The 25158-nt window shown below is 65.0% G+C and carries 23 protein-coding genes; 13 read left to right on the top strand and 10 right to left on the bottom strand.

The features are described 5' to 3' along the window. Nucleotides 1-4 precede the first annotated feature (4 nt). Nucleotides 5-646, bottom strand: a complete 642-nt coding sequence (locus ABID44_RS17985) for a DUF47 domain-containing protein (protein ID WP_354153068.1) — start codon at nucleotides 644-646, stop codon at nucleotides 5-7. Nucleotides 647-825: 179 nt separating this feature from the next. On the opposite strand from ABID44_RS17985, the gene ABID44_RS17980 reads away from it, so the two are divergent. The 6 genes from ABID44_RS17980 to ABID44_RS17955 all read left to right on the top strand — a co-directional run bounded on the left by ABID44_RS17980 (nucleotide 826) and on the right by ABID44_RS17955 (nucleotide 7976). Continuing rightward, complete coding sequence (locus ABID44_RS17980; RefSeq protein WP_354153067.1) at nucleotides 826-1719, top strand: LysR family transcriptional regulator; 894 nt, start codon at nucleotides 826-828, stop codon at nucleotides 1717-1719. 139 nt (nucleotides 1720-1858) lie between these two features. Then, entirely contained in the window at nucleotides 1859-2338 is a 480-nt protein-coding gene (locus ABID44_RS17975) for a formate dehydrogenase subunit gamma (RefSeq protein ID WP_354153066.1), read from the top strand. Next, nucleotides 2335-3891: a formate dehydrogenase beta subunit gene (locus ABID44_RS17970; RefSeq protein WP_354153065.1), complete on the top strand. Its 1557-nt coding sequence runs from the start codon at nucleotides 2335-2337 to the stop codon at nucleotides 3889-3891. The genes ABID44_RS17975 and ABID44_RS17970 overlap by 4 nt, the downstream gene beginning before the upstream one ends. 67 nt (nucleotides 3892-3958) lie before the next feature. Beyond that, complete coding sequence (fdhF, locus tag ABID44_RS17965) at nucleotides 3959-6832, top strand: formate dehydrogenase subunit alpha (RefSeq protein WP_354153064.1); 2874 nt, start codon at nucleotides 3959-3961, stop codon at nucleotides 6830-6832. 36 nt (nucleotides 6833-6868) lie between these two features. Continuing rightward, nucleotides 6869-7750, top strand: coding sequence for a formate dehydrogenase accessory sulfurtransferase FdhD (fdhD, locus tag ABID44_RS17960; RefSeq protein WP_354153063.1), 882 nt, complete (start codon nucleotides 6869-6871; stop codon nucleotides 7748-7750). Continuing rightward, nucleotides 7740-7976: a formate dehydrogenase subunit delta gene (locus ABID44_RS17955; protein ID WP_354153062.1), complete on the top strand. Its 237-nt coding sequence runs from the start codon at nucleotides 7740-7742 to the stop codon at nucleotides 7974-7976. Before fdhD ends, ABID44_RS17955 begins: the two co-directional genes overlap by 11 nt. 10 nt (nucleotides 7977-7986) lie before the next feature. Here the strand turns inward: ABID44_RS17955 and ABID44_RS17950 are convergent, their stop codons facing one another. From ABID44_RS17950 to ABID44_RS17940, 3 genes are all read right to left on the bottom strand, one after another. Continuing rightward, nucleotides 7987-8820, bottom strand: coding sequence for an aldo/keto reductase (locus ABID44_RS17950; protein WP_354153061.1), 834 nt, complete (start codon nucleotides 8818-8820; stop codon nucleotides 7987-7989). 69 nt (nucleotides 8821-8889) lie between these two features. Then, nucleotides 8890-9273, bottom strand: coding sequence for a CopM family metallochaperone (gene copM / locus ABID44_RS17945; protein ID WP_354153060.1), 384 nt, complete (start codon nucleotides 9271-9273; stop codon nucleotides 8890-8892). A 43-nt stretch (nucleotides 9274-9316) separates the two neighbouring features. Further along, on the bottom strand, nucleotides 9317-11839 hold the full coding sequence (locus tag ABID44_RS17940; protein WP_354153059.1) for a heavy metal translocating P-type ATPase: 2523 nt from the start codon (nucleotides 11837-11839) through the stop codon (nucleotides 9317-9319). Between the two features lie 162 nt (nucleotides 11840-12001). On the opposite strand from ABID44_RS17940, the gene ABID44_RS17935 reads away from it, so the two are divergent. The 5 genes from ABID44_RS17935 to ABID44_RS17915 all read left to right on the top strand — a co-directional run bounded on the left by ABID44_RS17935 (nucleotide 12002) and on the right by ABID44_RS17915 (nucleotide 18984). Continuing rightward, a complete protein-coding gene (locus ABID44_RS17935; RefSeq protein WP_354153058.1) occupies nucleotides 12002-14797 on the top strand; it encodes a [protein-PII] uridylyltransferase in 2796 nt (931 codons plus the stop codon). A gap of 120 nt (nucleotides 14798-14917) precedes the next feature. Next, the gene (gene murJ, locus ABID44_RS17930; protein WP_354153057.1) at nucleotides 14918-16504 is read left to right on the top strand and encodes a murein biosynthesis integral membrane protein MurJ; all 1587 of its coding nucleotides are present in this window, start codon (nucleotides 14918-14920) and stop codon (nucleotides 16502-16504) included. A 157-nt stretch (nucleotides 16505-16661) separates the two neighbouring features. Continuing rightward, nucleotides 16662-17729 (top strand): tryptophan--tRNA ligase, encoded by a 1068-nt coding sequence (gene trpS, locus ABID44_RS17925; protein WP_354153056.1) that lies wholly within the window; start codon nucleotides 16662-16664, stop codon nucleotides 17727-17729. An 87-nt stretch (nucleotides 17730-17816) separates the two neighbouring features. After that, nucleotides 17817-18308, top strand: coding sequence for a universal stress protein (locus ABID44_RS17920; protein WP_354153055.1), 492 nt, complete (start codon nucleotides 17817-17819; stop codon nucleotides 18306-18308). A 103-nt stretch (nucleotides 18309-18411) separates the two neighbouring features. Next, a complete protein-coding gene (locus ABID44_RS17915; protein WP_354153054.1) occupies nucleotides 18412-18984 on the top strand; it encodes a NifU family protein in 573 nt (190 codons plus the stop codon). A gap of 229 nt (nucleotides 18985-19213) precedes the next feature. Here ABID44_RS17915 and ABID44_RS17910 read toward each other — a convergent pair whose 3' ends face one another. Next, the gene (locus ABID44_RS17910; RefSeq protein ID WP_354153053.1) at nucleotides 19214-19828 is read right to left on the bottom strand and encodes a L,D-transpeptidase; all 615 of its coding nucleotides are present in this window, start codon (nucleotides 19826-19828) and stop codon (nucleotides 19214-19216) included. A 200-nt stretch (nucleotides 19829-20028) separates the two neighbouring features. Between ABID44_RS17910 and cueR the strand changes: the two genes are divergently transcribed. Together cueR and ABID44_RS17900 are read left to right on the top strand one after the other, a co-directional pair. After that, nucleotides 20029-20424: a Cu(I)-responsive transcriptional regulator gene (gene cueR / locus ABID44_RS17905; protein ID WP_354153052.1), complete on the top strand. Its 396-nt coding sequence runs from the start codon at nucleotides 20029-20031 to the stop codon at nucleotides 20422-20424. Between the two features lie 56 nt (nucleotides 20425-20480). Continuing rightward, a complete protein-coding gene (locus ABID44_RS17900; RefSeq protein WP_354153051.1) occupies nucleotides 20481-20981 on the top strand; it encodes an MmcB family DNA repair protein in 501 nt (166 codons plus the stop codon). A 106-nt stretch (nucleotides 20982-21087) separates the two neighbouring features. On the opposite strand, the gene ABID44_RS17895 is transcribed toward ABID44_RS17900, so the two are convergent. The 5 genes from ABID44_RS17895 to ABID44_RS17875 form a co-directional block, all read right to left on the bottom strand. Beyond that, nucleotides 21088-21651, bottom strand: coding sequence for an ActR/PrrA/RegA family redox response regulator transcription factor (locus ABID44_RS17895; RefSeq protein ID WP_354153050.1), 564 nt, complete (start codon nucleotides 21649-21651; stop codon nucleotides 21088-21090). A 175-nt stretch (nucleotides 21652-21826) separates the two neighbouring features. After that, nucleotides 21827-23149 (bottom strand): ActS/PrrB/RegB family redox-sensitive histidine kinase, encoded by a 1323-nt coding sequence (locus ABID44_RS17890; protein WP_354153049.1) that lies wholly within the window; start codon nucleotides 23147-23149, stop codon nucleotides 21827-21829. Next, nucleotides 23149-23649, bottom strand: coding sequence for a GAF domain-containing protein (locus tag ABID44_RS17885; RefSeq protein ID WP_354153048.1), 501 nt, complete (start codon nucleotides 23647-23649; stop codon nucleotides 23149-23151). The genes ABID44_RS17890 and ABID44_RS17885 overlap by 1 nt, the downstream gene beginning before the upstream one ends. Then, entirely contained in the window at nucleotides 23650-24564 is a 915-nt protein-coding gene (locus tag ABID44_RS17880; protein WP_354153047.1) for a DMT family transporter, read from the bottom strand. Between the two features lie 99 nt (nucleotides 24565-24663). Beyond that, nucleotides 24664-24915 (bottom strand): hypothetical protein, encoded by a 252-nt coding sequence (locus ABID44_RS17875; protein ID WP_354153046.1) that lies wholly within the window; start codon nucleotides 24913-24915, stop codon nucleotides 24664-24666. Between the last annotated feature and the right edge of the window lie 243 nt (nucleotides 24916-25158).

The raw sequence follows: 25158 nt of genomic DNA, 5'->3' as shown, positions 1-25158 counted from the left end.
CTGATCAGACGTTTTCGACGACGATGCCGGAAATCTCGCTCGCCACGTCCTCGAAGCGATCCACGACCTTTTCGAGCTGGTTGTAGAGTTCCGACCCGACGAAATAGGCCAGCGCGTCACCCTTGGCGTGGCGGTGGTAGAGGTCCCTGAGACCGCGCTCGTACAGATCGTCGGAGCGCTCCTCCACCCGCACCACGTCCTCGGCGATGGTGGTGAGCCGGTGCACGTTCTGCCCGACCTTGTTGAGCAGCGGGACAGCCTCGGCGACAAGCCTGGCCGCCTCGACGATGGCGACGCCCATTTCCTGCATCAGCGGGTCGAATTGCGTCTGCTCGAAGCGGCGCACCGTCTTGACGGTCTTGTGCATCATGTCGATGGCGTCGTCCATCGACTGGATCAGATCCTGAATGTCGCTGCGGTCGAAGGGTGTGATAAAGGAGCGGCGCACCGCCAGCATCACCTCGGCGGTGATGAGGTCGGCCTCCTTCTCCAGCCGCACGATCTCGTCGCCATTCTTTTCGACATCCTGTCCGGCCAGCAGGTGTTGCAGCGCCTCGGCCGCGCTCACCACGGCGCGGGAATGCTTCTCGAAGAGATCGAAGAACTTGTCTTCGCGCGGCAGCATCTTCCTGAACCAGCCAAGCATGTCTGATCTTTCGTGGTTGTTGATCGCCTCCCTTAGCGTCGGATTCGGCCGCTGCAAACCTGTAGTCGGCTGAAAAATGTGGAAGCGGCGGCATTTTTGGCTGTTTGGCGGCCCGGCTTGCGCGCTGCGGCGATTTCCCCGACCTTAGGGAGGAATTGCCCTCACAGGTTTCGGACCGGATGATCGACAAGCTGGAATTCTTCATCGCCCTTGCCCGCGAGGAGCACTTCGGCCGCGCGGCCGAGGTGTGCGGCGTCACGCAGCCGACGCTTTCGGCCGCGATCAAGCAGCTGGAGGACCAGCTCGGCGTGATGCTGGTCAAGCGCGGCTCGCGCTTTCAGGGGTTGACGCCCGAGGGGGAGCAGGTGCTGGGCTGGGCGCGGCGCATCGTCGGCGACGCCCATGCGATGCGCGAGGAGATGCGCGCCGCCCGCCACGGCCTCTCCGGCCGCATCCGCATCGCCGCCATCCCCACCGCTCTGGCGATGATGCCGCGGCTGACCACGCCGTTTCGTGAAAAGCACCCCGGCGTGACCTTCTCGATCCTGTCCCGGACCTCGATCGAAATCCTGTCGCTGCTCGGCAATTTCGAGATCGACGCCGGCATCACCTATCTCGACAACGAACCGCTCGGGCGGGTGACCAGCGTGCCGCTCTATCACGAACGCTACCAGCTCATCACCTCCAGCGGCAATCCGCTTGCCGACCGCGACAAGGTGACGTGGGAGGAAGTGAGCCGGCTGCCATTGTGCCTGCTGACGCCCGACATGCAGAACCGGCGCATCATCGACCAGCATCTGACCGAGGCGGGCGTGCAGATGCGGCCGACGCTGGAGAGCAACTCCATGATCGTGCTGTTCTCGCATATCCGCACCGGCAAATGGTCGTCGATCATGCCGCTGACCCTGACCGAGACCTTCGGCTTCGCCGAGCCGATCCGGGCCATTCCCATCGTCGAGCCCGACGCCAGCCACGCGGTGGGGCTGGTCGCCGGCCCCCACATGCCCCACACGCCGCTGGTCGCGGCGCTTGTGGACGAGGCGATGACGCTGGCGAGAGCTTTCAGGACATGAAACAGCGGTAACAATAGAGCCTCGCCAGATCGATAGAGGTTTTCTATCGATCCACGGAAACGCTTTATTGATCAAAGCGTTATTCTCTGGTTGCATAACGGTCTGGCGAGAGATCGCGTTTACTCAGGGAGGGCGCTGCATGGTCATGCAGGGCGCAGGTACCGGGATCGAGGCGCAGATTGCGTCGATCGTTGATGGCATGAAAGACATGGAAGGGCCGCTTCTGCCCATCCTGCACGAGGTGCAGGAGGAGTTCGGCTATGTGCCGCAGGAGGCCTTGCCGGTCATCGCCCACGGCCTCAACCTGTCGCGCGCCGAGGTCTACGGCGTCGTCTCCTTCTATCACGACTTCCGCAAAGAGCCGGCGGGCCGGCACGTGCTGAAGGTCTGTCAGGCCGAATCCTGCCAGTCGATGGGTTCCGACGCAGTCGCAGCCAAGCTCAGGCGGGTTCTGGGCATCGATTTCCATCAGACCACGCCGGACGGGCGGGTGACGCTGGAGCCGGTCTATTGCCTTGGGCTGTGCGCCTGCTCGCCCGCCGCCATGCTCGACGGCGAGGTCATCGGCCGCATCGACGCCGACCGCATCGACGAGATCGTCACGCAGGTGCGCGCATGACCCCCGTGATCTACATACCCGGCGATTCCGGCGCGCTGGCGCTCGGCGCGGACAAGGTGGCGCAGGCCGTCGCCGAGGAATTGAAGGCGCGCGGCGGAGAGGCGAAGATCGTTCGGAACGGCTCGCGCGGGGCTTATTTTCTGGAGCCGATGGTCGAAATCGAGACCGCTGAAGGGCGCGTCGCCTATGGTCCGGTGCGGGCCTCGCAGGTCAAGGGCCTGTTCGACGCCGGCTTCCTTTCCGGCGGCGCGCATGAGCTTTTTCTGGGCGATCCGGAAAAAATCCCCTTCATTTCCCGTCAGACGCGGCTGACCTTCGCCCGCTGCGGCGTTACCGATCCGTTCTCGCTGGAGGACTACGAGCGCCATGGCGGCCTTGCCGGGCTGCGCAGGGCGGCGGGCATGGCGCCGGCGGAGATTGTCGCCGAAGTCACCGAATCCGGCCTGCGCGGGCGTGGCGGCGCCGGTTTCCCGACCGGGATCAAGTGGAAGACCGTTCTCGATACGGGCGATGTGCAGAAATACATCGTCTGCAACGCCGACGAGGGTGACTCGGGCACTTTCGCCGACCGCATGATCATGGAAGGCGACCCCTTCGTCCTGGTCGAGGGCATGGCGATCGCCGGTCTCGCCACCGGGGCTACAAAGGGCTTCATCTACACCCGTTCCGAATATCCGCACGCCATCGCCGCGATGCGCCGGGCGGTGGAGATCGCGCGCCGTGCGAGGATTCTGGGGCCGGACGTGCTGGGTTCCGGTCGCGCCTTCGACATGGAGGTGCGCGAAGGCGCGGGCGCCTATGTCTGCGGCGAGGAAACGGCGCTGCTCGACAGCCTGGAGGGCAAGCGCGGCATGGTGCGCGCCAAGCCTCCGCTGCCGGCGCACAAGGGCCTGTTCGGCAGGCCGACGGTGATCAACAACGTCATCAGCCTCGCCTCCGTGCCGGTCATTCTCGACAAGGGCGCCGTCTTCTACAAGGATTTCGGCATGGGCCGCTCGCGTGGCACCATCCCCATCCAGATCGCCGGCAATGTCCGCCATGGCGGCCTCTTCGAGATCGCCTTCGGCCTCACGCTCGGCGAGATCGTCGACGATATCGGCGGCGGCACGGCGACGGGCCGTCCGGTCAAGGCGGTGCAGGTGGGCGGCCCGCTGGGCGCCTATTTTCCGCGCGCCCTGTTCGATACGCCCTTCGACTACGAGGCTTTCGCCGCAAGGGACGGGCTGATCGGCCATGCCGGCATCGTCGTCTTCGACGACAGCGCCGACATGCTCAAGCAGGCCCGCTTCGCCATGGAGTTCTGCGCCATCGAGAGTTGCGGCAAGTGCACACCGTGTCGCATCGGCTCGACGCGCGGCGTCGAGGTGCTGGACAGGCTGGCCGCCGGCATCGCGCCGGACCGGCAGGTCGAGCTGGTCACCGACCTGTGCAACACCATGAAATTCGGCTCGCTCTGTGCGCTGGGCGGCTTCACGCCCTATCCGGTGATGAGCGCGCTGACGCACTTTCCGGAGGACTTCAGGCCGGCGCCGATGCGGGAGGCGGCCGAATAGCATGCATATGCGTTTCCATGATCGCGCCGCCTTTAGGTGCTATATTGTCTGCTTGGGAGCCTGAGCCATGGGTCTCGTTCACGAAATCGACTACGGAACGCCTGAATCGCAGGCGCAAAAGCAGATCACGCTGGTCGTCGACGGCAAGCCGGTCACGGTTCCCGAAGGCACCTCGATCATGCGCGCCTCAATGGAGGCGGGCGTGGAGATACCGAAGCTTTGCGCCACGGACATGCTAGAATCCTTCGGCTCATGCCGCATCTGTCTGGTGGAGATCGAAGGCCGCAACGGGACACCGGCTTCCTGCACCACGCCGGTCGGCGAAGGCATGGTCGTGCATACCCGCTCCGAGCGGCTCGACGCCATTCGCAAGGGGGTGATGGAGCTTTACGTTTCCGATCACCCAAGCGGCTGGAACGAAGAACGCGGCACCGGCCGGAGCGAATTCGACAAGGTCGCCGCCGAGGTCGGGCTGGAAGAGAACCGCTACGGCCATGACGGGCGCAACCACGTCGCGCCGGGCAACGGCTCGCTCAATATCGACTATCTGGTCCGCGACCAGTCGAACCCCTATTTCACCTACGATCCTTCGCAATGCATCGTCTGCTCGCGCTGTGTGCGCGCCTGCGAGGACGTGCAGGGCACCTTTGCGCTGACCGTCGAGGGCAGGGGCTTCGAATCCCGTATCGTGGCCGGCATGAGCGAAAATTTCGTCGAGTCCGAATGTGTGTCCTGCGGCGCCTGCGTGCAGGCCTGCCCGACCGATGCGCTGCGCGAGAAGTCGGTGCTGGAGCACGGCATGCCGGAGCGCTCGGTGGTCACCACCTGCGCCTATTGCGGCGTCGGCTGTTCGTTCAAGGCGGAGATGAAGGGCGACGAGGTCCTGCGCATGATGCCCTACAAGGGCGGCGACGCGAACCACGGCCACAGCTGCGTCAAGGGCCGCTTCGCCTATGGCTACGCGACGCACAGGGACCGCATCCTGAAGCCCATGATCCGCGAGAAGGTTTCCGATCCGTGGCGGGAAGTGAGCTGGGAAGAGGCGCTGGCCCATACCGCAAGCGAGTTCCGCCGCATCCAGCATCAGTACGGGCGCGGGGCCGTCGGCGGCATCACCTCGTCGCGCTGCACCAATGAGGAGACCTACCTCGTGCAGAAGCTGGTGCGACAGGGCTTCGGCAACAACAATGTCGACACCTGCGCCCGCGTCTGCCATTCGCCTACCGGCTACGGCCTCGGTCAGGCCTACGGCACTTCCGCCGGCACGCAGGACTTCGATTCCATCGAGGAAAGCGACGTCATCGTCGTCATCGGCGCCAATCCGACCGACGCGCATCCGGTGTTCGGCTCGCGTATGAAGAAGCGCATCCGCGAGGGCGCGCGGCTGATCGTCATCGATCCGCGCCGCACCGATCTGGTGCGCAGCCCGCATGTGAAGGCGGATTATCACCTGCCGCTCAGGCCCGGCACCAATGTCGCCATGCTCACCGCGCTCGCTCATGTCATCGTCACCGAAGGGCTGGTGAACGAGCAGTTCGTGCGCGAGCGTTGCGAATGGGACGCCTTCCAGGACTGGGCCGGCTTCGTCGCCGATGAGGCCAACAGCCCAGAGGCCGTCTCCGCCTATATCGGCGTGCCGGCCGAGGACATCCGCGGGGCCGCGCGCCTCTACGCCACCGGCGGCAATGGCGCGATCTACTACGGCCTCGGCGTCACCGAGCACAGCCAGGGCTCGACCGCCGTCATGGCCATCGCCAATCTGGCCATGGCCACCGGCAATATCGGCCGCCGCGGCGTCGGGGTGAACCCGTTGCGCGGGCAGAACAACGTGCAGGGCTCCTGCGACATGGGCTCCTTCCCCCACGAATTGCCGGGCTACCGCCACATTTCCGGCGACGCCACCCGCGCCATATTCGAGGAGCTGTGGGGCGTGAAGCTCGACAGCGAGCCGGGCCTGCGCATCCCCAACATGCTGGACGCCGCCGTCGACGGCACCTTCAAGGGGCTCTATGTGCAGGGCGAGGACATTCTCCAGTCCGACCCCGACACCCATCACGTCGCCGCCGGCCTCGCCGCCATGGAATGCGTGGTGGTGCAGGACCTGTTCCTGAACGAAACGGCCAATTACGCCCATGTCTTCCTGCCGGGCTCGACCTTCATGGAGAAGGACGGCACGTTCACCAACGCGGAGCGGCGGATCAACCGCGTGCGCAAGCTCATGGAGCCGAAGGCCCGCTACGCCGACTGGGAGGCCACGCAGGAACTGGCCCGCGCGCTTGACCTCGACTGGAGCTACAATCATCCATCCGAGATCATGGACGAGATCGCGGCGACGACGCCGAGCTTCGCGGGGGTGACCTTCGACCTGCTTGACGAGATGGGCTCGGTGCAGTGGCCCTGCAACGACACGGCCCCGCAGGGCACGCCCATCATGCATATGGACGGCTTCGTGCGCGGCAAGGGCAGGTTCATCCGCACCGAATATGTGGCGACGGACGAGAAGACCGGCCCGCGCTTCCCGCTTCTGCTCACCACCGGCCGCATCCTCTCCCAATACAATGTCGGCGCACAGACAAGGCGCACCGACAATGTGGTGTGGCACGACGAGGACAGGCTGGAAGTCCATCCGCATGACGCCGAGCAGCGTGGCATCCGCAATGGCGACTGGGTGCGCGTGGCCAGCCGCGCCGGTGAGACGACGCTGCGGGCGCTGATCACCGATCGCGTGTCGCCGGGCGTGGTCTACACCACATTCCACCACCCGCTGACGCAGGCGAATGTGGTGACCACCGACTATTCGGACTGGGCGACCAACTGCCCCGAATACAAGGTCACCGCCGTGCAGGTCGCGCCCTCCAACGGACCGAGCGACTGGCAGATCGAATATGAGGAGCAGGCGCGGCGCAGCCGGCGCATCGCGCCGCTGGCGGCGGCCGAGTGAGTGCGCATGGCGGCGGCCGATGCTATGATGGACGCCATGATCCGTTCTGACGCCACGCCCTCAGCGGCCTTTTCCCGCGAATCTGCCGGGGATGCGCCGCCCCCCGTGGTGACGGCGACACCACGCATCACGCATCGTGCCGGGGCGATTGCCGCGGCCGACCGCATGGTGCCGGAGGAAACGCCCATCGCGCTCTCCTATGGCGGCACCACCCATGCGGTGATGATGGCCTCACCCGCCGATTTCGAGGATTTCGCCCTCGGCTTCTCCATCACCGAAGGCATCGTCGCCTCGGCGGGGGAGATCGATTCGGTCGAGGTGCAGGACCTCGGCGCCGGCGTCGACATCCAAATTCGTCTGCGCGATGTCGCCAACACCCGCTTCGAGGCGCGGCGGCGCAGGCTGGCCGGGCCGGTGGGATGTGGTCTGTGCGGCATCGAATCGATCGAGGAAGCGATGCGCAGCGTCGACGCCGTGGGCGCATCGAAGCTGATCCTGACGCCCGACGACGTCACCAGCTCGGTGCGGCTTCTGTCCGGGCTTCAGCCCCTGCACCGGCAGACCGGCGCGGTGCATGCGGCCGGTTTCTATGTGCCGGGCAAGGGCGTCGTCGCCGCCCGCGAGGATGTCGGTCGCCACAATGCGCTGGACAAGCTGGCCGGGGCCCTGTCGCAGCGGCAGGTTTCCGGAACTGACGGCGCCGTGGTCGTCACCTCGCGCGTTTCGGTGGAGATGGTGCAGAAAACCGCCGCCATCGGCGCGTCTGTCATCATCGCCGTATCCGCTCCGACGGCGCTCGCCATTCGTACCGCCGACGCCGCCGGAATGACGCTGGTGGCGCTGGTGCGCGGCGATGATTTCGACATCTTCACCCATCCCGATCGCGTCGTACCCGGAGGTGCCAGGCATGTCGCCTGACAAGCTCGTCTACCAGGCCAACCAGATCGCCAGGTTCTTCCACTCCAAGCCGCACGACGAGGGCGTGGCCGGTGTGGCCGAGCATATCAACAAATTCTGGGAGCCGCGCATGCGCCGGCAGTTCTTCGAGATGATCGAGGCGGGCCATGCCGGCTTCGACGTCCTTGTCCTCGAAGCGGCCCCCAAGGTGCGTCCGGCACCACCGGCTGAGGCGATGCAGGGCTGAAACGCAACCGTCAGATCATCTCCAGAGGCCGCTTGCGTGACGGCGGCGCGAAGGCGCGATCGAGGGCGGCGAGATCATCCTGCGTCAGCGATATATCCGCAGCGGCGATGTTCTGGCGCACATGTTCCGGCCGCACCGCCTTGGGAATGGCGATGACGCCATCGTTGCGCATTACCCAGGCCAGGGCGATCTGCGCGGCTGACGCGCCGTGGCGGACGGCGACCGCCTCGATGGCGCGGTTGTTCGCCAGCGCGCCCTGCTCGATCGGCGAATAGGCCATGACCGGCATGGAACGTTCGCGGCTCCATGGCAACAGGTCAAACTCGACGCCGCGCCGCGAAAGATTGTAGAGCACCTGATTGCTCTGGCAGTTCCCGCCAGCGGGCAGCGCGGTCAGTTCTTCCATGTCGCCGGTGTCGAAATTGGAAACGCCCCAATGGCGAATCTTGCCGGCCGCCTTCAGCGCCTCGAAGGCTTCGACTGTCTCGTCGAGCCTAGAGCCGCCGCGCCAATGCAGCAGATAAAGGTCGATGCGGTCGGTGCCGAGCCGTTTCAGGCTGCGCTCGCACGCCGCGACCGTGCCGTCGCGCGAGGCGTTGGACGGCAGCACCTTGGACACGATGAACAGCCCATCGCGGCGTCGCCTCACCGCCTCGCCGACCACCAGTTCGGCATCGGCGTACATCTCGGCCGTGTCGATCAGCGTCACGCCGAGATCGAGGCCCAGCCGCAGCGCCGTCACCTCGTCGGCAAAGTGGTCCTTGCGCTCTCCCATCATCCAGGTGCCCAGCCCGAGGACCGGCACGGCTTCGCCGCCTGGCAGGGAGGTAGTTCGGATCGGCATCGGCGCTCTCCGGCTTATGGATGTCGCGCCATGATGACGCGGATCAGGAAAGGAGGCAATTCGTGCCGGTCATTCTGCCGGATGCGCTTTCAGCCACTCCTGCATCTGTCCGATCTCGGCCTCCTGCGCAGAAATCACCTCCTCGGCCAGCTTGCGCATTTCCGGATCCTTGCCGTGCTCCAGCAGAACCCTGGCCATGTCGATCGCCGCCTGATGGTGAGGGATCATGCCGCGCGCGAAATCGACATCGGCATCGCCGCTGTAGTCCATCGCCGTCATGTCGGCGTGCATCTTGTCCATGGCGGCCTTGTAGCCGGCGCCGGACGCGCTTTCGGCGTCGGCAGCCGGAGCGCCATGGCCGCTGTGATCCTGCGCCGACGCGATCTGACAGAAGCCGAGGCCGACCGCCAGAGCGGCAGTCACGGCGGCGATCTTCATTTTCCTGCATGTCATCGTGGTTCTCCTTCGCCCCTTGCCCCTTGTTTCCTGCCCGTTGTCAGAGTTTCACCGTCCGCAACCTGAGCGCGTTAACGATCACCGACACCGACGACAGGCTCATGGCGGCCGCCGCCAGCATCGGCGACAGCAGCGTGCCGGTGAAGGGATAGAGCACGCCGGCGGCCACGGGCACGCCGAGCGCGTTGTAGAGGAAGGCGAAGAACAGGTTCTGCCTTATGTTGGACAGCGTCTTCTCCGCCAGATGGCGCGCCCGCACGATGCCGGTGAGGTCGCCCTTGACCAGCGTGATGCCGGCGCTTTCCAGCGCCACGTCGGCGCCCGTTCCCATGGCGATGCCGACATCGGCTGCAGCGAGAGCAGGAGCATCGTTGACGCCGTCGCCGGCCATGGCCACCACCGCGCCCCCGCTTTTCAGTTCCGCGACAAGATCGGCCTTGGCTTCGGGCAGCATGCCGGCGCGTATGTCGGCAATGCCGAGACTGGCGGCAATGGCCCTGGCCGTGCGCTCATTGTCGCCGGTCGCCATGACGACGCGCATGCCCGAGCGCATCAGTTCGCGCAGCGCCTCTTCCGCTGTCGGCTTGATCGGATCGGAAACCGCCACCACGCCGGCAGGCTTGCCGTCTACGGCCACGAGAATGGCCGAACGGCCATCCTCGCGCAGCGCGTCGGCATGCTGCGAGATGAGCGTTGCGTCGACGCCATGCTCCTGCATGAACAGCGCATTGCCGAGCACTACCTTGCGGCCTTCGGCCATGCCAAAAACGCCCTTGCCGTTGACCGCCTCGAAATCGCCGGCGGCCGGGAGGGAGAGCCCGCGCGCCTTCGCGCCGGCGACGATGGCCTCGGCCAGCGGATGCTCGGAGCCCTGCTCGATGGCGGCGGCGAGCGCCAGCACCTCGTTCTCGCCGAAGCCGTCCTCGGCGCGGACATCGGTCAATTCGGGACGGCCTTCGGTCAGCGTGCCTGTCTTGTCGACGATCAGCGTATCGACGGCGGCCAGCCGCTCGAGTGCGGCTGCCTCGCGGATCAGCACGCCGGCCTGCGCGCCGCGTCCGGTGGCGGTCATGATCGACATCGGCGTCGCCAGCCCAAGCGCGCAGGGACAGGCGATGATGAGCACCGAGACGGCCGAAACGATGGCGTAGACGAGCCGAGGCTCAGGCCCGAACGTCATCCACCCGATGAAGGCGAGGATGGCGATCACAACCACCGTGGGGACGAACCAGCCGGACACGCGGTCGGCGAGGCTCTGGATCGGCGCGCGGCTGCGCTGCGCCTTGGCGACAAGCTCCACGATGCGCGACAGGGTGGTCTCGGAGCCCACTTTCTCGGCGCGCATGACCAGCGTGCCGTTGCGGTTCAGCGTGCCGCCGATCAGGCTGTCGCCTTCGCCCTTCTCGACAGGGATGGGTTCGCCGGTGATCATCGATTCGTCGATGGTCGAGCGGCCGTGTTCGACCGCGCCGTCGACCGGCACCGATTCGCCGGGACGGATGCGCAGGCGTTCCCCCGCCCTGACATCTGCCAGGGGCACGTCGCGCTCGGAGCCGTCCGCGCCGATCAGCCGCGCGGTCTTGGGAGCGAGGTCGAGCAGGGCGCGAATGGCGGAGCCGGTCTTCTCGCGCGCCTTCAGCTCCAGCACCTGACCGAGGAAGACCAGCGCGATGATGACGGCGGACGCCTCGAAATAGACCGGCGCCGAATCGCCATGGCCGCGCACTTCATGCGGGAACAGGTCGGGAAACAGCATGGCCACCACGCTGTAGAGATAGGCGGCCGACACGCCGAGCGAGATCAGCGTCCACATGTTCGGGCTGCGGTTGCGGATCGAAGCCCAGCCGCGCTTGAAGAAGGGATACGCCGCCCACAACACCACCGGCGTGGCGAGCAGGAATTCCGCCCATATGGCGACCTGTTCGCCCAGCCAGTCGCGCACCGGCAGGCCGACCATCGGCCCCATGGAAATGACCATCAGCGGCAGCGCCAGCGACAGGCTTACCCGGAGCCGGCGGGTGAAGTCGACCAGTTCGGGGTTGGGGCCCTCATTGCCGGTCGGCACTCCCATGGGCTCCAGCGCCATGCCGCAGATGGGGCAGTCGCCGGGGCCGTCCTGAATGATTTCGGGGTCCATCGGGCAGGTGTATCTGGTGCCTTCCGGCATCGGCTCCGGAGCCGGGCGGTCGCCGAGATATTTCCCGGGCTCGGCCTCGAATTTTTCGAGACAGCGGGCCGAGCAGAAATAGAATTTTTCGCCCTGATGGCGGAGAAAATGGCGGGCGCTGGCGCGATCCACATTCATGCCGCACACCGGGTCCCTGGCGGTGATATAGCTTTGCGGGTCGGCGGCGAACTTTGTGCGGCAGCCTTCGCAGCAGAAATGATAGGTGTGACCCTCATGGACGAGGTTCGGCTTGCCCGCCTGCTGGTCCACCGACATGCCGCAGACGGGATCGCGCACGAAGGTTTCGGCTTTCGCCAGAGACGGTGACGAACAGCAGGAGCCGCCGTCTCCGTGATGATGCCTGCCGTGATCATGCGTGTGGTCGGAATCTGCCATGACAGCCCCTTTCAACTGCTTTGACCCGAGATAGGGCTTCCAGTCACTGGAAGGTCAAGGCCATATATGCCGTTGCCGGGCCGGCGCCGCCAAAACCATACCGTTGCAGCGCAAAACAGGATATAGGACGCTTCTCCCTAAGCTGAAGGATAGCCGGCACGCATGGCCAGGATCGCGCTCAGGCTGGACGAACTCATAGACGGTGCGGCGCTGCGCGGCGAGTTGTCGGCCCTGGCCGGCCAATGTTCCGCCGGCGCTTCCGAAACCCGCGGCGCGGTGCTCGCTCTTCTCAAGCGCCAGCGCAGGGAAGGCCTGCGCATCGCCGAGGAGATGCTGCGCCAGGACGGCGGCGGAGCAGCCTGCGCGCGGCGGCTGTCGCATGTCATGGACGAGATCGTGCGGGCGCTCCACGAATTTACGGCGACCCGCGTCTATCCGGCCGACAATCCTTCCACCGCGGAGCGCGTGGCGGTGGTGGCGGTGGGCGGCTATGGCCGCGGCACGCTGGCGCCCGGCTCCGACATCGACCTCTTGTTCCTGCTGCCCTACAAGCAGACGCCGTGGAGCGAGCAGATCGCCGAATACATGCTCTACATGCTGTGGGACATGGGGCTGAAAGTCGGTCACGCCACCCGCAACATCGACGAATGCATCCGCCTGTCATTCGCCGACATGACGATCCGCACGACGCTTCTGGAAAGCCGGTTCCTTTGTGGCGACGAGGCGCTCAGCCGCGAACTGATGGATCGGTTCGACCGAGAGGTTGTTGCGGCCACCGGCGCCGAATTCGCGCAGGCCAAGCTTGCAGAACGCGACGTGCGCCATGCGAAGGCCGGCGAAAGCCGCTATCTGGTCGAGCCCAACGTCAAGGACGGCAAGGGCGGCCTGCGCGACCTACACACGCTGTTCTGGATCGGTAAATATTTTTATCGCGTGCGCAGCGGCGCGGATCTGGTCGACAAGGGCGTGTTCACGCAGGGCGAATACAAGCTGTTCCTGAAATCCGAGGATTTCCTGTGGGCGGTGCGCTGCCACATGCATTTCCTCACCGGCAAGGCGGAGGAGCGGCTGTACTTCGACATCCAGCGCGATATCGCTGAGCGCCTCGGTTATACGAGCCATCCCGGCCTGTCGGCGGTGGAACGTTTCATGAAGCACTATTTCCTCATCGCCAAGGATGTAGGCGATCTCACCCGTATCTTCTGCGCGGGGCTTGAGGAGGAGCAGGCCAAGCAGGTTCCAGGCAGGGCCGGCATGCTCGCCGGCTTCACCCGCCGGCGTCGCAAGCTTGCCGGAACCAGCGAGTTCGTCGTCGACAACCATCGCCTCAACGTGGCCGACGACAAGGTGTTCGAGCGCGATCCGGTCAACCTCCTGCGCCTGTTCTGGTTCGCCGACCGGCACGGGCTGGAGTTCCACCCGGATGCGCTGAAACTGGTGACGCGTTCGCTGCGGCTCGTCGACAAGGCGCTGCGACGCAATGTCGAGGTCAACCGGCTGTTCCTCGATATCCTGACTTCGGACCGCTACGCCGCACTCAACCTCAGGCGCATGAACGAGGCCGGGCTGCTGGGCAAGCTGATCCCCGATTTCGGCAAGATCGTCGCCATGATGCAGTTCAACATGTATCACCACTATACGGTGGACGAGCATCTGATCCGCTGCGTCGGCGTGCTGGCGGAGATCGAGGGGGGAGATGGGGAAAGAGCCCACCCCTTGTCGCATTCGCTGATGCCGGGTCTGAAAAAGAGCCGTGACGCGCTCTATGTGGCGGTGCTGCTGCATGACGTCGCCAAGGGCCGCCCGGAGGATCATTCCACGGCCGGCGCGCGCATCGCACGGCGCATCTGCCCGCAACTGGGCCTGTCGGCGGCCGAAACCGAGACCGTCGCCTGGCTGATCGAGAACCATCTCCTGATGTCGATGACGGCGCAGACGCGGGACCTCAACGACCGCAAGACCATCGAGGATTTCGCCGCGGCGGTGCAGTCGGCGGAGCGGCTGAAGCTGCTGCTCATCCTCACCGTCTGCGACATTCGCGGCGTCGGCCCCGGTGTCTGGAACGGCTGGAAGGGGCAGCTCCTGCGCACGCTTTACTACGAGACCGAGTTGCTCCTGACCGGCGGCTTCTCGGAAATGTCGCGCTCGCAGCGTACGGCCGAAGCGCGCGCGGACCTGATGACGGCGCTGGCCGATTGGCCGGAAAAGGCCCGCGCCGCTTATGTCGCCCTGCTCTATCCAAACTATCTGCTTACCGTCGATCTTGGCGACCAGCTTCGCCATGCGCAATTCGTGCGGGAAGCGGACGCTTCCGGCCGCAAGCTTGACACTATGGTGCGCACCCACGAATTCGAGGCGGTGACCGAGATCACGGTGCTGGCGCAGGACCATCCCCGGCTGTTGTCGGTGATCGCGGGCGCTTGCGCGGCGGCCGGCGCGAACATCGTCGATGCGCAGATCTTCACGACCGCCGACGGGCGCGCGCTCGACACCATATTGATCAGCCGCGAATTCGACCTCGACGAGGACGAGCGGCGGCGCGCCGAGCGCGTCGGCCGGCTGATTGAGGACGTGCTGTCGGGACGGAGCTGGCTGCCGGAGGTGATCGCAAGGCGCAGCAAGGCAAGGCGCGGCTCGAAGGCGTTCACCATCACACCCCGGGCCGAAATACGCAACACGCTGTCCCACCGGTTTTCGGTGATCGAAGTGAAGGGTCTGGATCGTCCCGGCCTGCTGTCGGAAATCACCGGGGCGCTGTCCGACCTGTCGCTCGACATCGCCTCGGCCCATATCACCACCTTCGGCGAAAAGGTGATCGACACCTTCTATGTCACCGACCTGACAGGGCAGAAGGTGGAGAATCCGGCGCGCATCGCCGCCATCTCCAGGCGGCTGGTGGAGGTTCTGGAAGGGGTGGGACTGGAACAGCTTTACAAGTCCCGCTCTGCGGCGGAATAGGCGAGGCGGTGCGTTGAAGATTCCTTTGCCGAAGGCGCAACGCGTCCGACCGTGTTATCCACCCCTCTCTGGCCGGAGCGGGGGATCTATCGATATGCGTTACAGGGAAGCGAACATCAGTTGAGCCTCGTCAGGAAATTCGCGACGGTCGCTTCCGGCACGTTGATGAGCCGCATTCTGGGCTTTGCCCGCGAAATGCTGATGGCCGCCGCACTGGGCACCGGCCCGGTGGCCGGCGCCTTCTATGCCGCTTTCCAGTTCCCCAACACCTTCCGGCGGCTGTTCGCCGAAGGCGCCTTCAACAGCGCCTTCGTGCCGCTGTTCGCCAAGGAAATCGAGGCCAATGGCGTCGATGGCGCGCGCCGCTTCTCCGAGGAAGTGTTCGGTGTGCTGTTCTCGGCGCTTACGGCGCTGACCATCCTCATGGAACTGGCCATGCCGCTCCTGGTGCGCACCATCATCGCGCCGGGCTTCGCCAGCGATCCGCAGAAATACGAGCTGACCGTCGCGCTCGCCACCATCATGTTCCCCTATCTGATGTGCATGTCTCTGGCGGCGATGATGGCGGGCATGCTGAACTCGCTGCGCCGCTATTTCGCGGCGGCGATCGCTCCTGTGTTCCTCAACATCATTCTCATCGCGGTGCTGGGTCGTGCCTGGTACACGGGCGCTGACAGTCTTGATGTCGGCTACGCCATGGCCTGGGGCGTGATGGCGGCAGGCGTCGTGCAGCTCGCCATCGTCTGGATCGCGGCGCGGCGCGCCGGCATCTCCATCGGCTTCAGATGGCCGCGCATGACGTCCAATGTGAAGCGCCTGCTGTGGCTGGCGCTGCCTGCGGCGATCACCGGCGGCATCACCCAGATCAACACGCTGATCGGCACCGCCATCGCGTCGGGGCAGGACAAGGCCGTGCCCGCGCTTGCACAGGCGGACCGCTTCTATCAGCTTCCGCTGGGGGTTGTGGGGATAGCCGTCGCCATCGTGCTGCTGCCCGAACTGGCGCGGGCGCTCAAGGCCGACAATCATGTCGAAGCGGCCAGCCTCCAGAACCGCTCCGTCGAATTCGTGCTGTTCCTGACCCTGCCGGCGACCGCCGCGCTGCTGGTCATCTCCGAGCCGATCGTGAGGGTTCTCTACGAGCGCGGCGCATTCACCTCCGACGACACCCTGCTCGTGTCCTCGATCCTCGCCGTGTTCGGCCTCGGCCTGCCCGCTTTCGTGCTCATCAAGGCGTTCACGCCCGGCTATTTCGCCCGCGAGGATACGAAGACGCCGATGGTGTTCGCCGCAATCTCCGTGGCGATCAACATCACCATCGCTCTGACCCTGTTCCCGCGCATGGGCGCGCCGGGCATCGCCGTGGCCTCGGTCGTCGCCGGCTGGACCAATGCGCTGATGCTGCTTGTCGTGCTCATCCGGCGTGGCCATTGGGGGCATGACGCGCCGCTGATGAAGCGCATCCCCCGCCTCGTCCTGTCCTCGGCGCTGATGGGCGCGGCGCTTTATGGCGGAGCGGTGTGGCTGGCGCCATGGCTGGCCCCGTCCGCTTCGTTTCTTGCGCAGACGGGAGCCTTGGCGCTGCTGTGCGGCGCGGGGGCGTTCGTCTATTTCGCTCTCGCCTTCGCAACCGGTGGGGCCGATCTCGGCATGGTCCGCCGCAATGTCAGGCGCGGCAGCGCCGCCCCCATCGGCACGGAAGAGTGAACACGCTCCTCCTCACCCCCTTGATTGTAAAGGGGGCATCGTTCATAAGCCCGCCTCGTAAACCTCGTCGGGCGGGGTTTGCAGCCGCATGATTCCGCCAGAAGCCGGGCGCTTCCGGGTCATGCCCGAACGGCCCTCCACAAGCCAGGGAGACATCATGACCACTTTCAAGCAGCTCGTCTTTTCCGGGGTCCAGCCAACCGGCAACCTGCATCTCGGAAACTATCTCGGGGCCATCCGCAAATTCGTCGCCCTGCAGGACAGCAATGATTGCATCTATTGCGTGGTCGACCTGCACTCGATCACCGCGCAACTCGTCCATGACGACCTCGCTTCGCAGACGCGCTCGATCACGGCCGCCTTCCTTGCAGCCGGAATCGACCCGAAGAAGCACATCGTTTTCAATCAGGCGCGGGTGCTTCAGCACGCCGAACTCGCCTGGATCTTCAATTGCGTGGCGCGCATCGGCTGGATGAACCGCATGACGCAGTTCAAGGACAAGGCCGGCAAGGACCGCGAGAACGCATCGCTCGGCCTGCTTGCCTATCCGAGCCTGATGGCGGCCGACATTCTGGTCTACCGCGCCACCCATGTGCCGGTGGGCGAAGACCAGAAGCAGCATCTGGAGCTGACCCGCGACATCGCCCAGAAATTCAACAACGACTTCTCCGCGCGTATCGCGGAACTCGGGCTCGGCGTCGAGATGCAGATGGGCGACGAGACCGTCAACGGCTTCTTCCCGCTCACCGAGCCGCTGATCGGCGGGCCGGCCACGCGCGTCATGAGCCTGCGCGACGGTTCGAAGAAGATGTCGAAGTCGGATCCGTCCGATCTCTCGCGCATCAACCTGACCGACGATGCCGACACCATTTCGAAGAAGATCAAGAAGGCCAAGACCGATCCCGAGGCTCTGCCGGGCGAGGTCGAGGGACTCGAAGGGCGGCCCGAAGCCGACAATCTCGTCGGCATCTATGCCGGGCTTGCCGACACAACCCGCGAAGCCGTTCTGAACGAATTCGGCGGCCAGCAGTTTTCGGTGTTCAAGCCGGCGCTGGCTGATCTGGCGGTCCACAAGCTCGCCCCCATCGCCGGCGAAATGCGCCGCCTGATAGCCGATCCCGGCCACATCGACGCGGTTCTGAAGGATGGCGGCGAACGCGCCAGCGCTATCGCCGAACAGACCATGCGTTCGGTGCGCGACATCATCGGGCTTCTCCAGGACTGACGCCACGTCAGTTCCGACGCATCTTGCCGCCGGCGTCCGCCGGTGGCAGATTGCGCCGGTTCGAAGCCAGCGAGGCGGATCACGCATATGGTATCCAAACGTCTCAGCCGCGAAGCCGGCCACCGCCGCAAGTTCCTCGCCATTGTCGATGAAACACCCGAATCCGAGCGTGCCGTCAGCTATGCCTCGCAGCGCATGCAAAGCACCAACGGCGTGCTGGTGCTGCTCTATGTGATCGACACGGAGGATTTCCAGCATTTCCTCGGCGTCGAGAAAATCATGCGCGAGGAGGCGACGGCCGCCGCCCATGCGGCGCTTGATGCGCAGGCCACCCGCGTGCGGCAGAAATTCGGCATCGAGCCGGAGCTTGTGGCGCGCGAGGGCAGCCGGATCGAGGAGATCCACAAGCTGATCGAGGAAGATCAGGATATCGCCATTCTGGTCCTGGCCGCCGGCTCCGGCAAGGAAGGGCCGGGACCGCTGGTCGCTTCCGTGGTCGGCAAGGGCGCGGCCTTCCCCATTCCGGTGACCATCATTCCGCAGACGCTGTCGGACGAGGACATCGAGAATCTCGGCTGAGGCCAATCGTCTCCCCTTCGGACTGTGACTTGAATGACAGGGGCCGCAGGCTTACTTTGAGGGTGAGATAAATCCAGAGGCCGGTACGGCCACGGAGACGGCCATGTTCATCCAGACCGAGGCGACCCCCAATCCCGCCACGCTGAAATTCCTGCCCGGCAAAGAGGTGCTGCTCGACGGCACGGCTGATTTTCGCGACGCTGAAACGGCGCGCGCCTCCTCCCCGCTGGCCGGCCGCCTCTTCGACATTCCCGGCGTCACCGGTGTGTTCTTCGGCTATGATTTCATCACCGTATCCAAGGACGGCGCTGACTGGCAGCATCTGAAGCCCGCGATCCTCGGCACGATCATGGAGCATTTCATGTCGGGCCAGCCGGTTATGGCGGGCGCGGGCCCTTCTTCGCTCGAAATCGATGAGGCGGAGGAGTTCTACGACAAGGAGGACGAGGAGATCGTTCTCACCATCAAGGAACTGCTCGACACACGCGTGCGTCCGGCGGTGGCCCAGGATGGCGGCGACATCACCTTCCGCGGCTATGAGAATGGCGTCGTGTTCCTGCACATGAAGGGCGCCTGCGCCGGCTGTCCCTCGTCCACGGCGACGCTCAAGCACGGCATCCAGAACCTGCTGCGCCATTTCGTGCCAGAAGTGCAGCAGGTCGAACAGATCGCCTGACCGCACAAGTCCATGAACCGTGAAAACAAAAAACCGGGCTCCAGGGCCCGGTTTTTCGTTGCGACGTCCGTGTTGCCGAGACGGTTCGCATCAACTGTTGGCGGGCCACTCATGAGCCCTGCACGGCTTTGAGCATCGGACCGAAAACTGCAGGCGGTCTTTGCATTGTTCCGCTGCTCAATTGCAGCGTCAGAGCATCCCTTGTGCGTCCGGCGGGACGCAAGTCGATTTAAAGCACCACCACCTTGGCGCCGTTTTCCGTGCGATTGTAGAGGTCGATGATATCCTGGTTCATGAGACGGATGCAGCCCGACGACATCGCCTTGCCGATAGAGTTCCATTCCGGCGTGCCGTGCAGGCGATAGCCTGTGTCGCCGCCCTTGTTGAAGAGATAGAGCGCCCGCGCGCCAAGCGGGTTGCCGAGGCCCGGCTTCATTCCGCCGGCGTGTTTGGCCAGTTCCGGCTGGCGCTTGATCATTGCGGCCGGCGGCGTCCAGGTCGGCCATTCGCGCTTCATGGCGACACGCGCGGTGCCGCGCCATTCGAAGCCCTCGCGGCCGACGCCGATGCCGTAGCGCATGGCCTTGCCATCTTCCATGACCAGATAGAGGAACTTGCCGGAAGTATCGACGACAATGGTGCCCGGCTTTTCCCCGGTGTCGTAGCGGACAATCTGGCGGTGGTATTTCTTGTCCACCTTGTCGATCGGAATCCGCGGCAGGTTGTAGCCCGAGTCGGTCGTCGCGCCATAGCTGTTGGAGAACATCGGCGTGGTGCCAATGGTGCTGCAACCGGCAAGAGATGCACTGAGTGCGAGGGCGGCAAGTACCGTTCTGATCCGCATCGAAAAGACTGCCCCCGCTGAAAACCCTGGTGGAAGCCGATTTGGCTTCGCGCTGTATTGATGACGGCTTTTCTTTGCTTGCCAAGCAGACGCTGCCTATATGACAGTCGCGACCCGCGCGTAAGTTGCATACTATTGCAATTGTGCAACAGTCGCTCACAGGAACGTGAAGAAAATCAACGCTCCGAAAGGTCAGCACCATGAATGTCGGAGATGCGGCCCGCCGCACCGGACTTCCCGCCAAGACCATCCGCTACTATGAGGAGATCGGCCTGATCGCGCCGCAGCGGTCGGCCAATGGCTATCGCGATTATACGGGCGACGATGTGCATCGGCTCGCCTTCCTGAAGCGCGCCCGCAACCTTGGCTTTTCCATTGACGAATGCCGTCAGTTGATGGCGCTCTATCGCGACCGCTCGCGCGCCAGCGCCGATGTGCGCCGCATCGCCTCCAGCCACGTCGCGGCGATCGAGGACAAGATCGGCGAGCTGGAATCGATGCGCGCCACGTTGCAGAAGCTCATCCATGCCTGCCATGGCGACGACCGCCCCGAATGCCCCATTCTGGAAGAGATGGCGGGCCCTGCCGCCGGCTGAGCTGCGTTCAGCAAAAAACCGGTTCAAACCGTGAACAAAATCGGTGATAATGGCGGATGCCCATCGTTTCGCCGATTCTTCGTAACCCGCTCGCCGACGGACGCCAGTCGGAGCGCGCCATGCTGGTGCGGCGCGGCGTGCAGCGCCTGCTGATGGAAATGGGCGCGCATGTGCTGCCTGAGCTGTCGCTTGCCACCGGCCGCCGCGCCGACCTCGTGGCCCTGACCAGACAGGGCGATATCTGGATCATCGAGATCAAGTCCTCAGTCGAGGATTTTCGGGTGGACCGCAAATGGCCGGATTACCGGTTGCATTCGGACCGGCTGTTCTTCGCCACGCATCCGGGAGTCCCGGCCGGAATTTTCCCGCAGGATTGCGGCTTCATCCTCTCCGACGGCTACGGCGCGGAAATCATGCGCGAGGCGCCCGAACACCGGCTGGCCGCCGCCACGCGCAAGGCCCTGATGCTGCGCATCGCCCGCGCCGGCGCAGCGCGGCTGCTGGCGGCCGAACTCGCGGGCGTGGCGGTGCCGGCGCTGGATGGAGAAAGCGAGTAGTCCGGGCCGCGGCCCGGAGCATTTCGTTTTCTCCGAACCCCGAAGCCGCTCAGCCCGTTGCCTTGACGGCGGATGCAAAACCGCGACGTGTTTTTGCGCGAATTGCTCAGCGCGGCGCGCGCTTGGCGAGGATACGCTGCAGGGTGCGTCGGTGCATATTGAGACGGCGGGCCGTCTCGGAAACATTGCGCTCGCACATTTCGTAGACGCGCTGGATGTGCTCCCAGCGCACGCGGTCGGCCGACATCGGGTTTTCCGGCGGCGCGGCGCGCTCGCCCGACAGGCGCGTCAAGGCGGCGAACACGTCGTCGGCGTCGGCCGGCTTGGAAAGATAGTCGACCGCGCCAAGCTTCACCGCCGTCACCGCCGTGGCGATGTTGCCGTAACCGGTGAGAATGATGGTGCGCGCGTCCTCGCGCTTCTCGCGGATGACGGCGACCACGTCGAGGCCGTTGCCGTCGCCCAGCCGCATGTCGACCACCGCATAGGCCGGCGGATTGGCGCGTGCTTTGCCGACGGCTTCCTCGACGCTTTCGGCGGTGTCGACCGTGAAGCCACGTGTCTCCATGGCCCGCGCCAGACGGGTGAGGAAGGGCTTGTCGTCGTCCACGATCAGCAGCGAGGTGTCGTCGCCAGTCACCACGCCGCCATTGCCGTCTTCGCCAGTCATGATCTTCAATCCCACTTCAGTTTACCGCGACAAAACGTCCTTGTACGGAAATATAGGTGTTGAGCGCCGCTGTCCAATTTTTGAAAGCCATTCCGGCCGTCTTTCCCGCTCCGGCGCATGTTCCACCATCTTTTGCCCCGCTCCATGCAAATGCGGCCGGTCCTGAGCTTCCACTTCAGGCGTTGCGAAGCGGCAGGGCCGCGCTCTCCTCTGCATAGACGAAATCGCTGCGCGGCCACCGCACCTTCACCACAGCGCCCTCGCCGGGGCCGCTGGCGTTGCCGAAGGTGATGGTCGCGCCGGACCGCTCCAGCAGGGTCTTGGCGATGAACAGGCCGAGCCCGAGCCCGCCGCCGGGTTCCGCGCCCTGCCGGGTGGACATGTAGGGCTCGCCGATGCGGTCGAGCACCTCCACGGGAAAGCCCGAGCCGTCGTCGACGATCGACAGCGACACGGAATTGTCGTCCCAGTTCCAGCGCACGCTGACGCGGGTATGGGCGAAATCCACCGCATTCTCGACCAGATTGCCGAGGCCGTAGAGCACGCCCGGATTGCGCCGTCCGACCGGCTCCGGTCCGATGCATTCGCCGGGCTGAAGGCGGATGACGATGCCGAAATCGCGATGCGGCGCGGTCACTTCCTCCACCAGCGATGTCAGCGGCAGGCGGGCCATTTGCGGCTCCCCTTCGGAGGACAGGCTGGTCAGACGCTTGAGGATCTCGCGACAGCGCTCGCTCTGGCTGCGCAGCAGGGTGACGTCGTCGCTGTATTTCGGATCCTTGCCGAGCGCCTTCTCCATTTCCCTCGCCACCAGCGAGATGGTGGCGAGCGGCGTGCCGAGCTCATGCGCCGCCGCCGCCGCCAGCCCGTCCAGCGCCGAAAGATGCTGCTCGCGTTGCAGCACAAGCTCGGTGGCGGCCAGCGCGTCCGACAGGAGCCGGGCTTCTTCCGCGACGCGAAAGGCGTAGATGGCGGCGAAGGCGGTGGCCGACAGCACCGCCATCCACATGCCGGCGACATAGATGAAGGGCATGACCAGCGTGGTGCCTTCGATCCACGGCAGGGGGCGGTGGAAGAAGGCCAGCAGCGAAGCGGCGGCGATCACCAGAACCGCCTGTAGAACGGTCAGCCTGATCGGCAGGGAGGTGGCCGAAATGACCACCGGCACGATGAGCAGCAGCGAGAACGGATTGGTCAGTCCGCCGGTGAAATAGAGCAGGCCCGCAAGCTGGAGCGTGTCGAAGGTGAGCAGGCTCATGGCTGCCAGCGGCGTCAGCCGGTGCGCGGCCGGATAGCGGAAGGCGAGCCACAGGTTCATCCACGCGGAGGCGGCGATCAGCGCGAAGCACAGGCCGACAGGAAGCGGGAATTCAAGCCAGTAGGCGACGACCAGCACCGCGATGCTCTGGCCGAATATGGCAAGCCAGCGCAGGCGGATCAGCGTGTTGAGGCGAAGCCGGTAGCTCTGGCGCAGATCGGGCGCGTTGAGTTTTATCATCAGGACCCTTCCGGCGCGCTGGCGGCGACATAGATGGCGGCGAGGCGTTCGACGCCTACGCGGTCGTCTTCGTCGAAACGGCCGGGTACAGGACTGTCGAGGTCGATGACGCCGAGAATCTCGTCGCCGCGGATCAGCGGGGCCACCAGTTCCGAGCGCGAGTCGGGGTCGCAGAAGATGTGGTTTTCAACCTTCGTCACGTCCTCGACGAGGATGGAGCGGCGTTCGGCCACGGAGGCGCCGCACACGCCGCGCCCGACCGCAATGCGCACGCAGGCCGGCTTGCCCTGGAAGGGACCGACGACCAGCTCCTGCGGCGAACGCAGGAAATAGAAGCCGGCCCAGTTGAGGTCCGGCACGGTCTGGAAGATCAGCGCCGAGGCATTGGCGGCGTTGGCTATCACATCGCTTTCGCCCGAAAGCAGCGCCTCCATCTGCGTGGCCAGTTCGCGGTAGAAGGCGGGCTTGTCGGTGCTGTCGATGCGGTTTGCTTCAAACATTCAGTTGACCCCTTTGGGCACGTTTTCAGGCGGCACCGTATCCTTGACGCTCTGGCGATGGAAGATGAACAGGCCGGCCAGCACCACGATGCCGCCGCCGATCAGAATGCGGGGGCCGGGGATGTCGTTGAAGAAGATGACGCCGAACACCACCGCCCACAGAAGCAGCGTGTAATGCAGAGGCGCCAGCGTCGAGGCGGGCGCCATCTTCAGGGCGCGGGTGATCATCAGATGGGCGAGGGCGGAGACGACGCCCAGCAGGAGCATGGCTCCGTAGTCGATGGCGGGGGCATGACGCCAGTCGCCGATCGTCATGATGGCGGCGCACAGGCCCAGCCCGATCGTCTGCCAGGTCACCAGCGCGGTGTCGCTGGTGCCGCGCAGGAGGCGGCTGAGCACGATGGCCGCCGCAAAGGAGATGGAGCCGATCAACGCATAGAGCGACTCGATCGACAGCGCCGCCGATGACGGTTTCAACATCACCAGAACGCCGCAGAAACCGGTGGCGATGGCGAGCCACCGCCGCCAGCCCACCTTCTCGCCGAGGAACATGTGCGACAGCGCCGCAACATAGATCGGACCGGCCATGTAGAAGCTCATCACGTCGGCCAGCGGCAGATGGACGACGGCGGCGTAGAACAGCAGCGTGTCGAGCGCGGTGGCGATCACGCGCGCTGTCTGCAGTCCGATGCGGTCCAGATGGAACAGCCTGGCCGCTCCCTGACGCATGATCATCGGGCCGAGGATGATGAACGCGCCGACAGAGCGGACGAGCACCACCTGTCCGACCGAGAAGCTTGCCACCAGCCATTTGCCCATGGCGTCGTTGAGGGCGAACATGAAGTCGCCGGCCAGCATCAGGAGGATGCCGGCCACAATCATGTTGCGGTTCACGAGTCCGGACAGGCGAGACATGGCGCATTCCCTGAAAAGGGCCGTTCCGGCCGATAATGCGCTGTTATCCGCGCCACGGATATTTTGCGAGCAAATTCGATTGGGGCAGTGTCGCTGCGGCTATCTCGCTCTTACCGGTACATAGACGGGCCGATAGATCACCGGCGGAAACGGATCGACATAGCGGTTTTCGCGGGCGGCGGCGCGGCGGTCGAGTTCCAGGCGCTGCAGGCATTCGGCAAAGGCGTCGTTCTTGCGTGTGAAGCCGTAGGAGCGGCATTTCTCCTCGTCGGCGGTGCGCTGTTGCTCGGCCGTCATGCAGCCGGAAAGCAGGAGGCCAAAGACGATGACGGCTGTCGTTCTGAGAAACATGTGAAGATCCTCGGATGATCCCTGCCCGAGCGTGATTCCTACACCATCACTCAGTTGTGGCAAGATGCCGGATCACAGCCGGAGCGTGAACCGCCGACAATCCCGCAACTGCGCACGACTGCGTTTGTCTATTGGAAGCCCCGTTTCCGCCCGATGCCGTGTGCTGTTTTCATTCGGGGAGTTTGCGGACTGCTCCCTTGTCGGCGCTTGTTGCGAAGGCGGCGTAGGCCTTGAGTGCGGTGG

It is taken from the genome of Aquamicrobium ahrensii, from assembly GCF_040545755.1.
Classification (GTDB): Bacteria; Pseudomonadota; Alphaproteobacteria; order Rhizobiales; family Rhizobiaceae; genus Mesorhizobium; species Mesorhizobium ahrensii.
The sequence above is the reverse complement of the archived record's forward strand: the minus strand, read 5'-3'. Positions and strand labels throughout refer to the sequence as shown.

What these genes read in the sequence shown, in the direction of transcription:
- ABID44_RS17985 (WP_354153068.1), bottom strand. Translation starts at nt 646, where the DNA reads ATGCTTGGCTGGTTCAGGAAGATGCTGCCGCGCGAAGACAAGTTCTTC.
- ABID44_RS17980 (WP_354153067.1), top strand. Translation starts at nt 826, where the DNA reads ATGATCGACAAGCTGGAATTCTTCATCGCCCTTGCCCGCGAGGAGCAC.
- ABID44_RS17975 (WP_354153066.1), top strand. Translation starts at nt 1,859, where the DNA reads ATGGTCATGCAGGGCGCAGGTACCGGGATCGAGGCGCAGATTGCGTCG.
- ABID44_RS17970 (WP_354153065.1), top strand. Translation starts at nt 2,335, where the DNA reads ATGACCCCCGTGATCTACATACCCGGCGATTCCGGCGCGCTGGCGCTC.
- fdhF (WP_354153064.1), top strand. Translation starts at nt 3,959, where the DNA reads ATGGGTCTCGTTCACGAAATCGACTACGGAACGCCTGAATCGCAGGCG.
- fdhD (WP_354153063.1), top strand. Translation starts at nt 6,869, where the DNA reads ATGATCCGTTCTGACGCCACGCCCTCAGCGGCCTTTTCCCGCGAATCT.
- ABID44_RS17955 (WP_354153062.1), top strand. Translation starts at nt 7,740, where the DNA reads ATGTCGCCTGACAAGCTCGTCTACCAGGCCAACCAGATCGCCAGGTTC.
- ABID44_RS17950 (WP_354153061.1), bottom strand. Translation starts at nt 8,820, where the DNA reads ATGCCGATCCGAACTACCTCCCTGCCAGGCGGCGAAGCCGTGCCGGTC.
- copM (WP_354153060.1), bottom strand. Translation starts at nt 9,273, where the DNA reads ATGACATGCAGGAAAATGAAGATCGCCGCCGTGACTGCCGCTCTGGCG.
- ABID44_RS17940 (WP_354153059.1), bottom strand. Translation starts at nt 11,839, where the DNA reads ATGGCAGATTCCGACCACACGCATGATCACGGCAGGCATCATCACGGA.
- ABID44_RS17935 (WP_354153058.1), top strand. Translation starts at nt 12,002, where the DNA reads ATGGCCAGGATCGCGCTCAGGCTGGACGAACTCATAGACGGTGCGGCG.
- trpS (WP_354153056.1), top strand. Translation starts at nt 16,662, where the DNA reads ATGACCACTTTCAAGCAGCTCGTCTTTTCCGGGGTCCAGCCAACCGGC.
- ABID44_RS17920 (WP_354153055.1), top strand. Translation starts at nt 17,817, where the DNA reads ATGGTATCCAAACGTCTCAGCCGCGAAGCCGGCCACCGCCGCAAGTTC.
- ABID44_RS17915 (WP_354153054.1), top strand. Translation starts at nt 18,412, where the DNA reads ATGTTCATCCAGACCGAGGCGACCCCCAATCCCGCCACGCTGAAATTC.
- ABID44_RS17910 (WP_354153053.1), bottom strand. Translation starts at nt 19,828, where the DNA reads ATGCGGATCAGAACGGTACTTGCCGCCCTCGCACTCAGTGCATCTCTT.
- cueR (WP_354153052.1), top strand. Translation starts at nt 20,029, where the DNA reads ATGAATGTCGGAGATGCGGCCCGCCGCACCGGACTTCCCGCCAAGACC.
- ABID44_RS17900 (WP_354153051.1), top strand. Translation starts at nt 20,481, where the DNA reads ATGCCCATCGTTTCGCCGATTCTTCGTAACCCGCTCGCCGACGGACGC.
- ABID44_RS17895 (WP_354153050.1), bottom strand. Translation starts at nt 21,651, where the DNA reads ATGACTGGCGAAGACGGCAATGGCGGCGTGGTGACTGGCGACGACACC.
- ABID44_RS17890 (WP_354153049.1), bottom strand. Translation starts at nt 23,149, where the DNA reads ATGATAAAACTCAACGCGCCCGATCTGCGCCAGAGCTACCGGCTTCGC.
- ABID44_RS17885 (WP_354153048.1), bottom strand. Translation starts at nt 23,649, where the DNA reads ATGTTTGAAGCAAACCGCATCGACAGCACCGACAAGCCCGCCTTCTAC.
- ABID44_RS17880 (WP_354153047.1), bottom strand. Translation starts at nt 24,564, where the DNA reads ATGTCTCGCCTGTCCGGACTCGTGAACCGCAACATGATTGTGGCCGGC.
- ABID44_RS17875 (WP_354153046.1), bottom strand. Translation starts at nt 24,915, where the DNA reads ATGTTTCTCAGAACGACAGCCGTCATCGTCTTTGGCCTCCTGCTTTCC.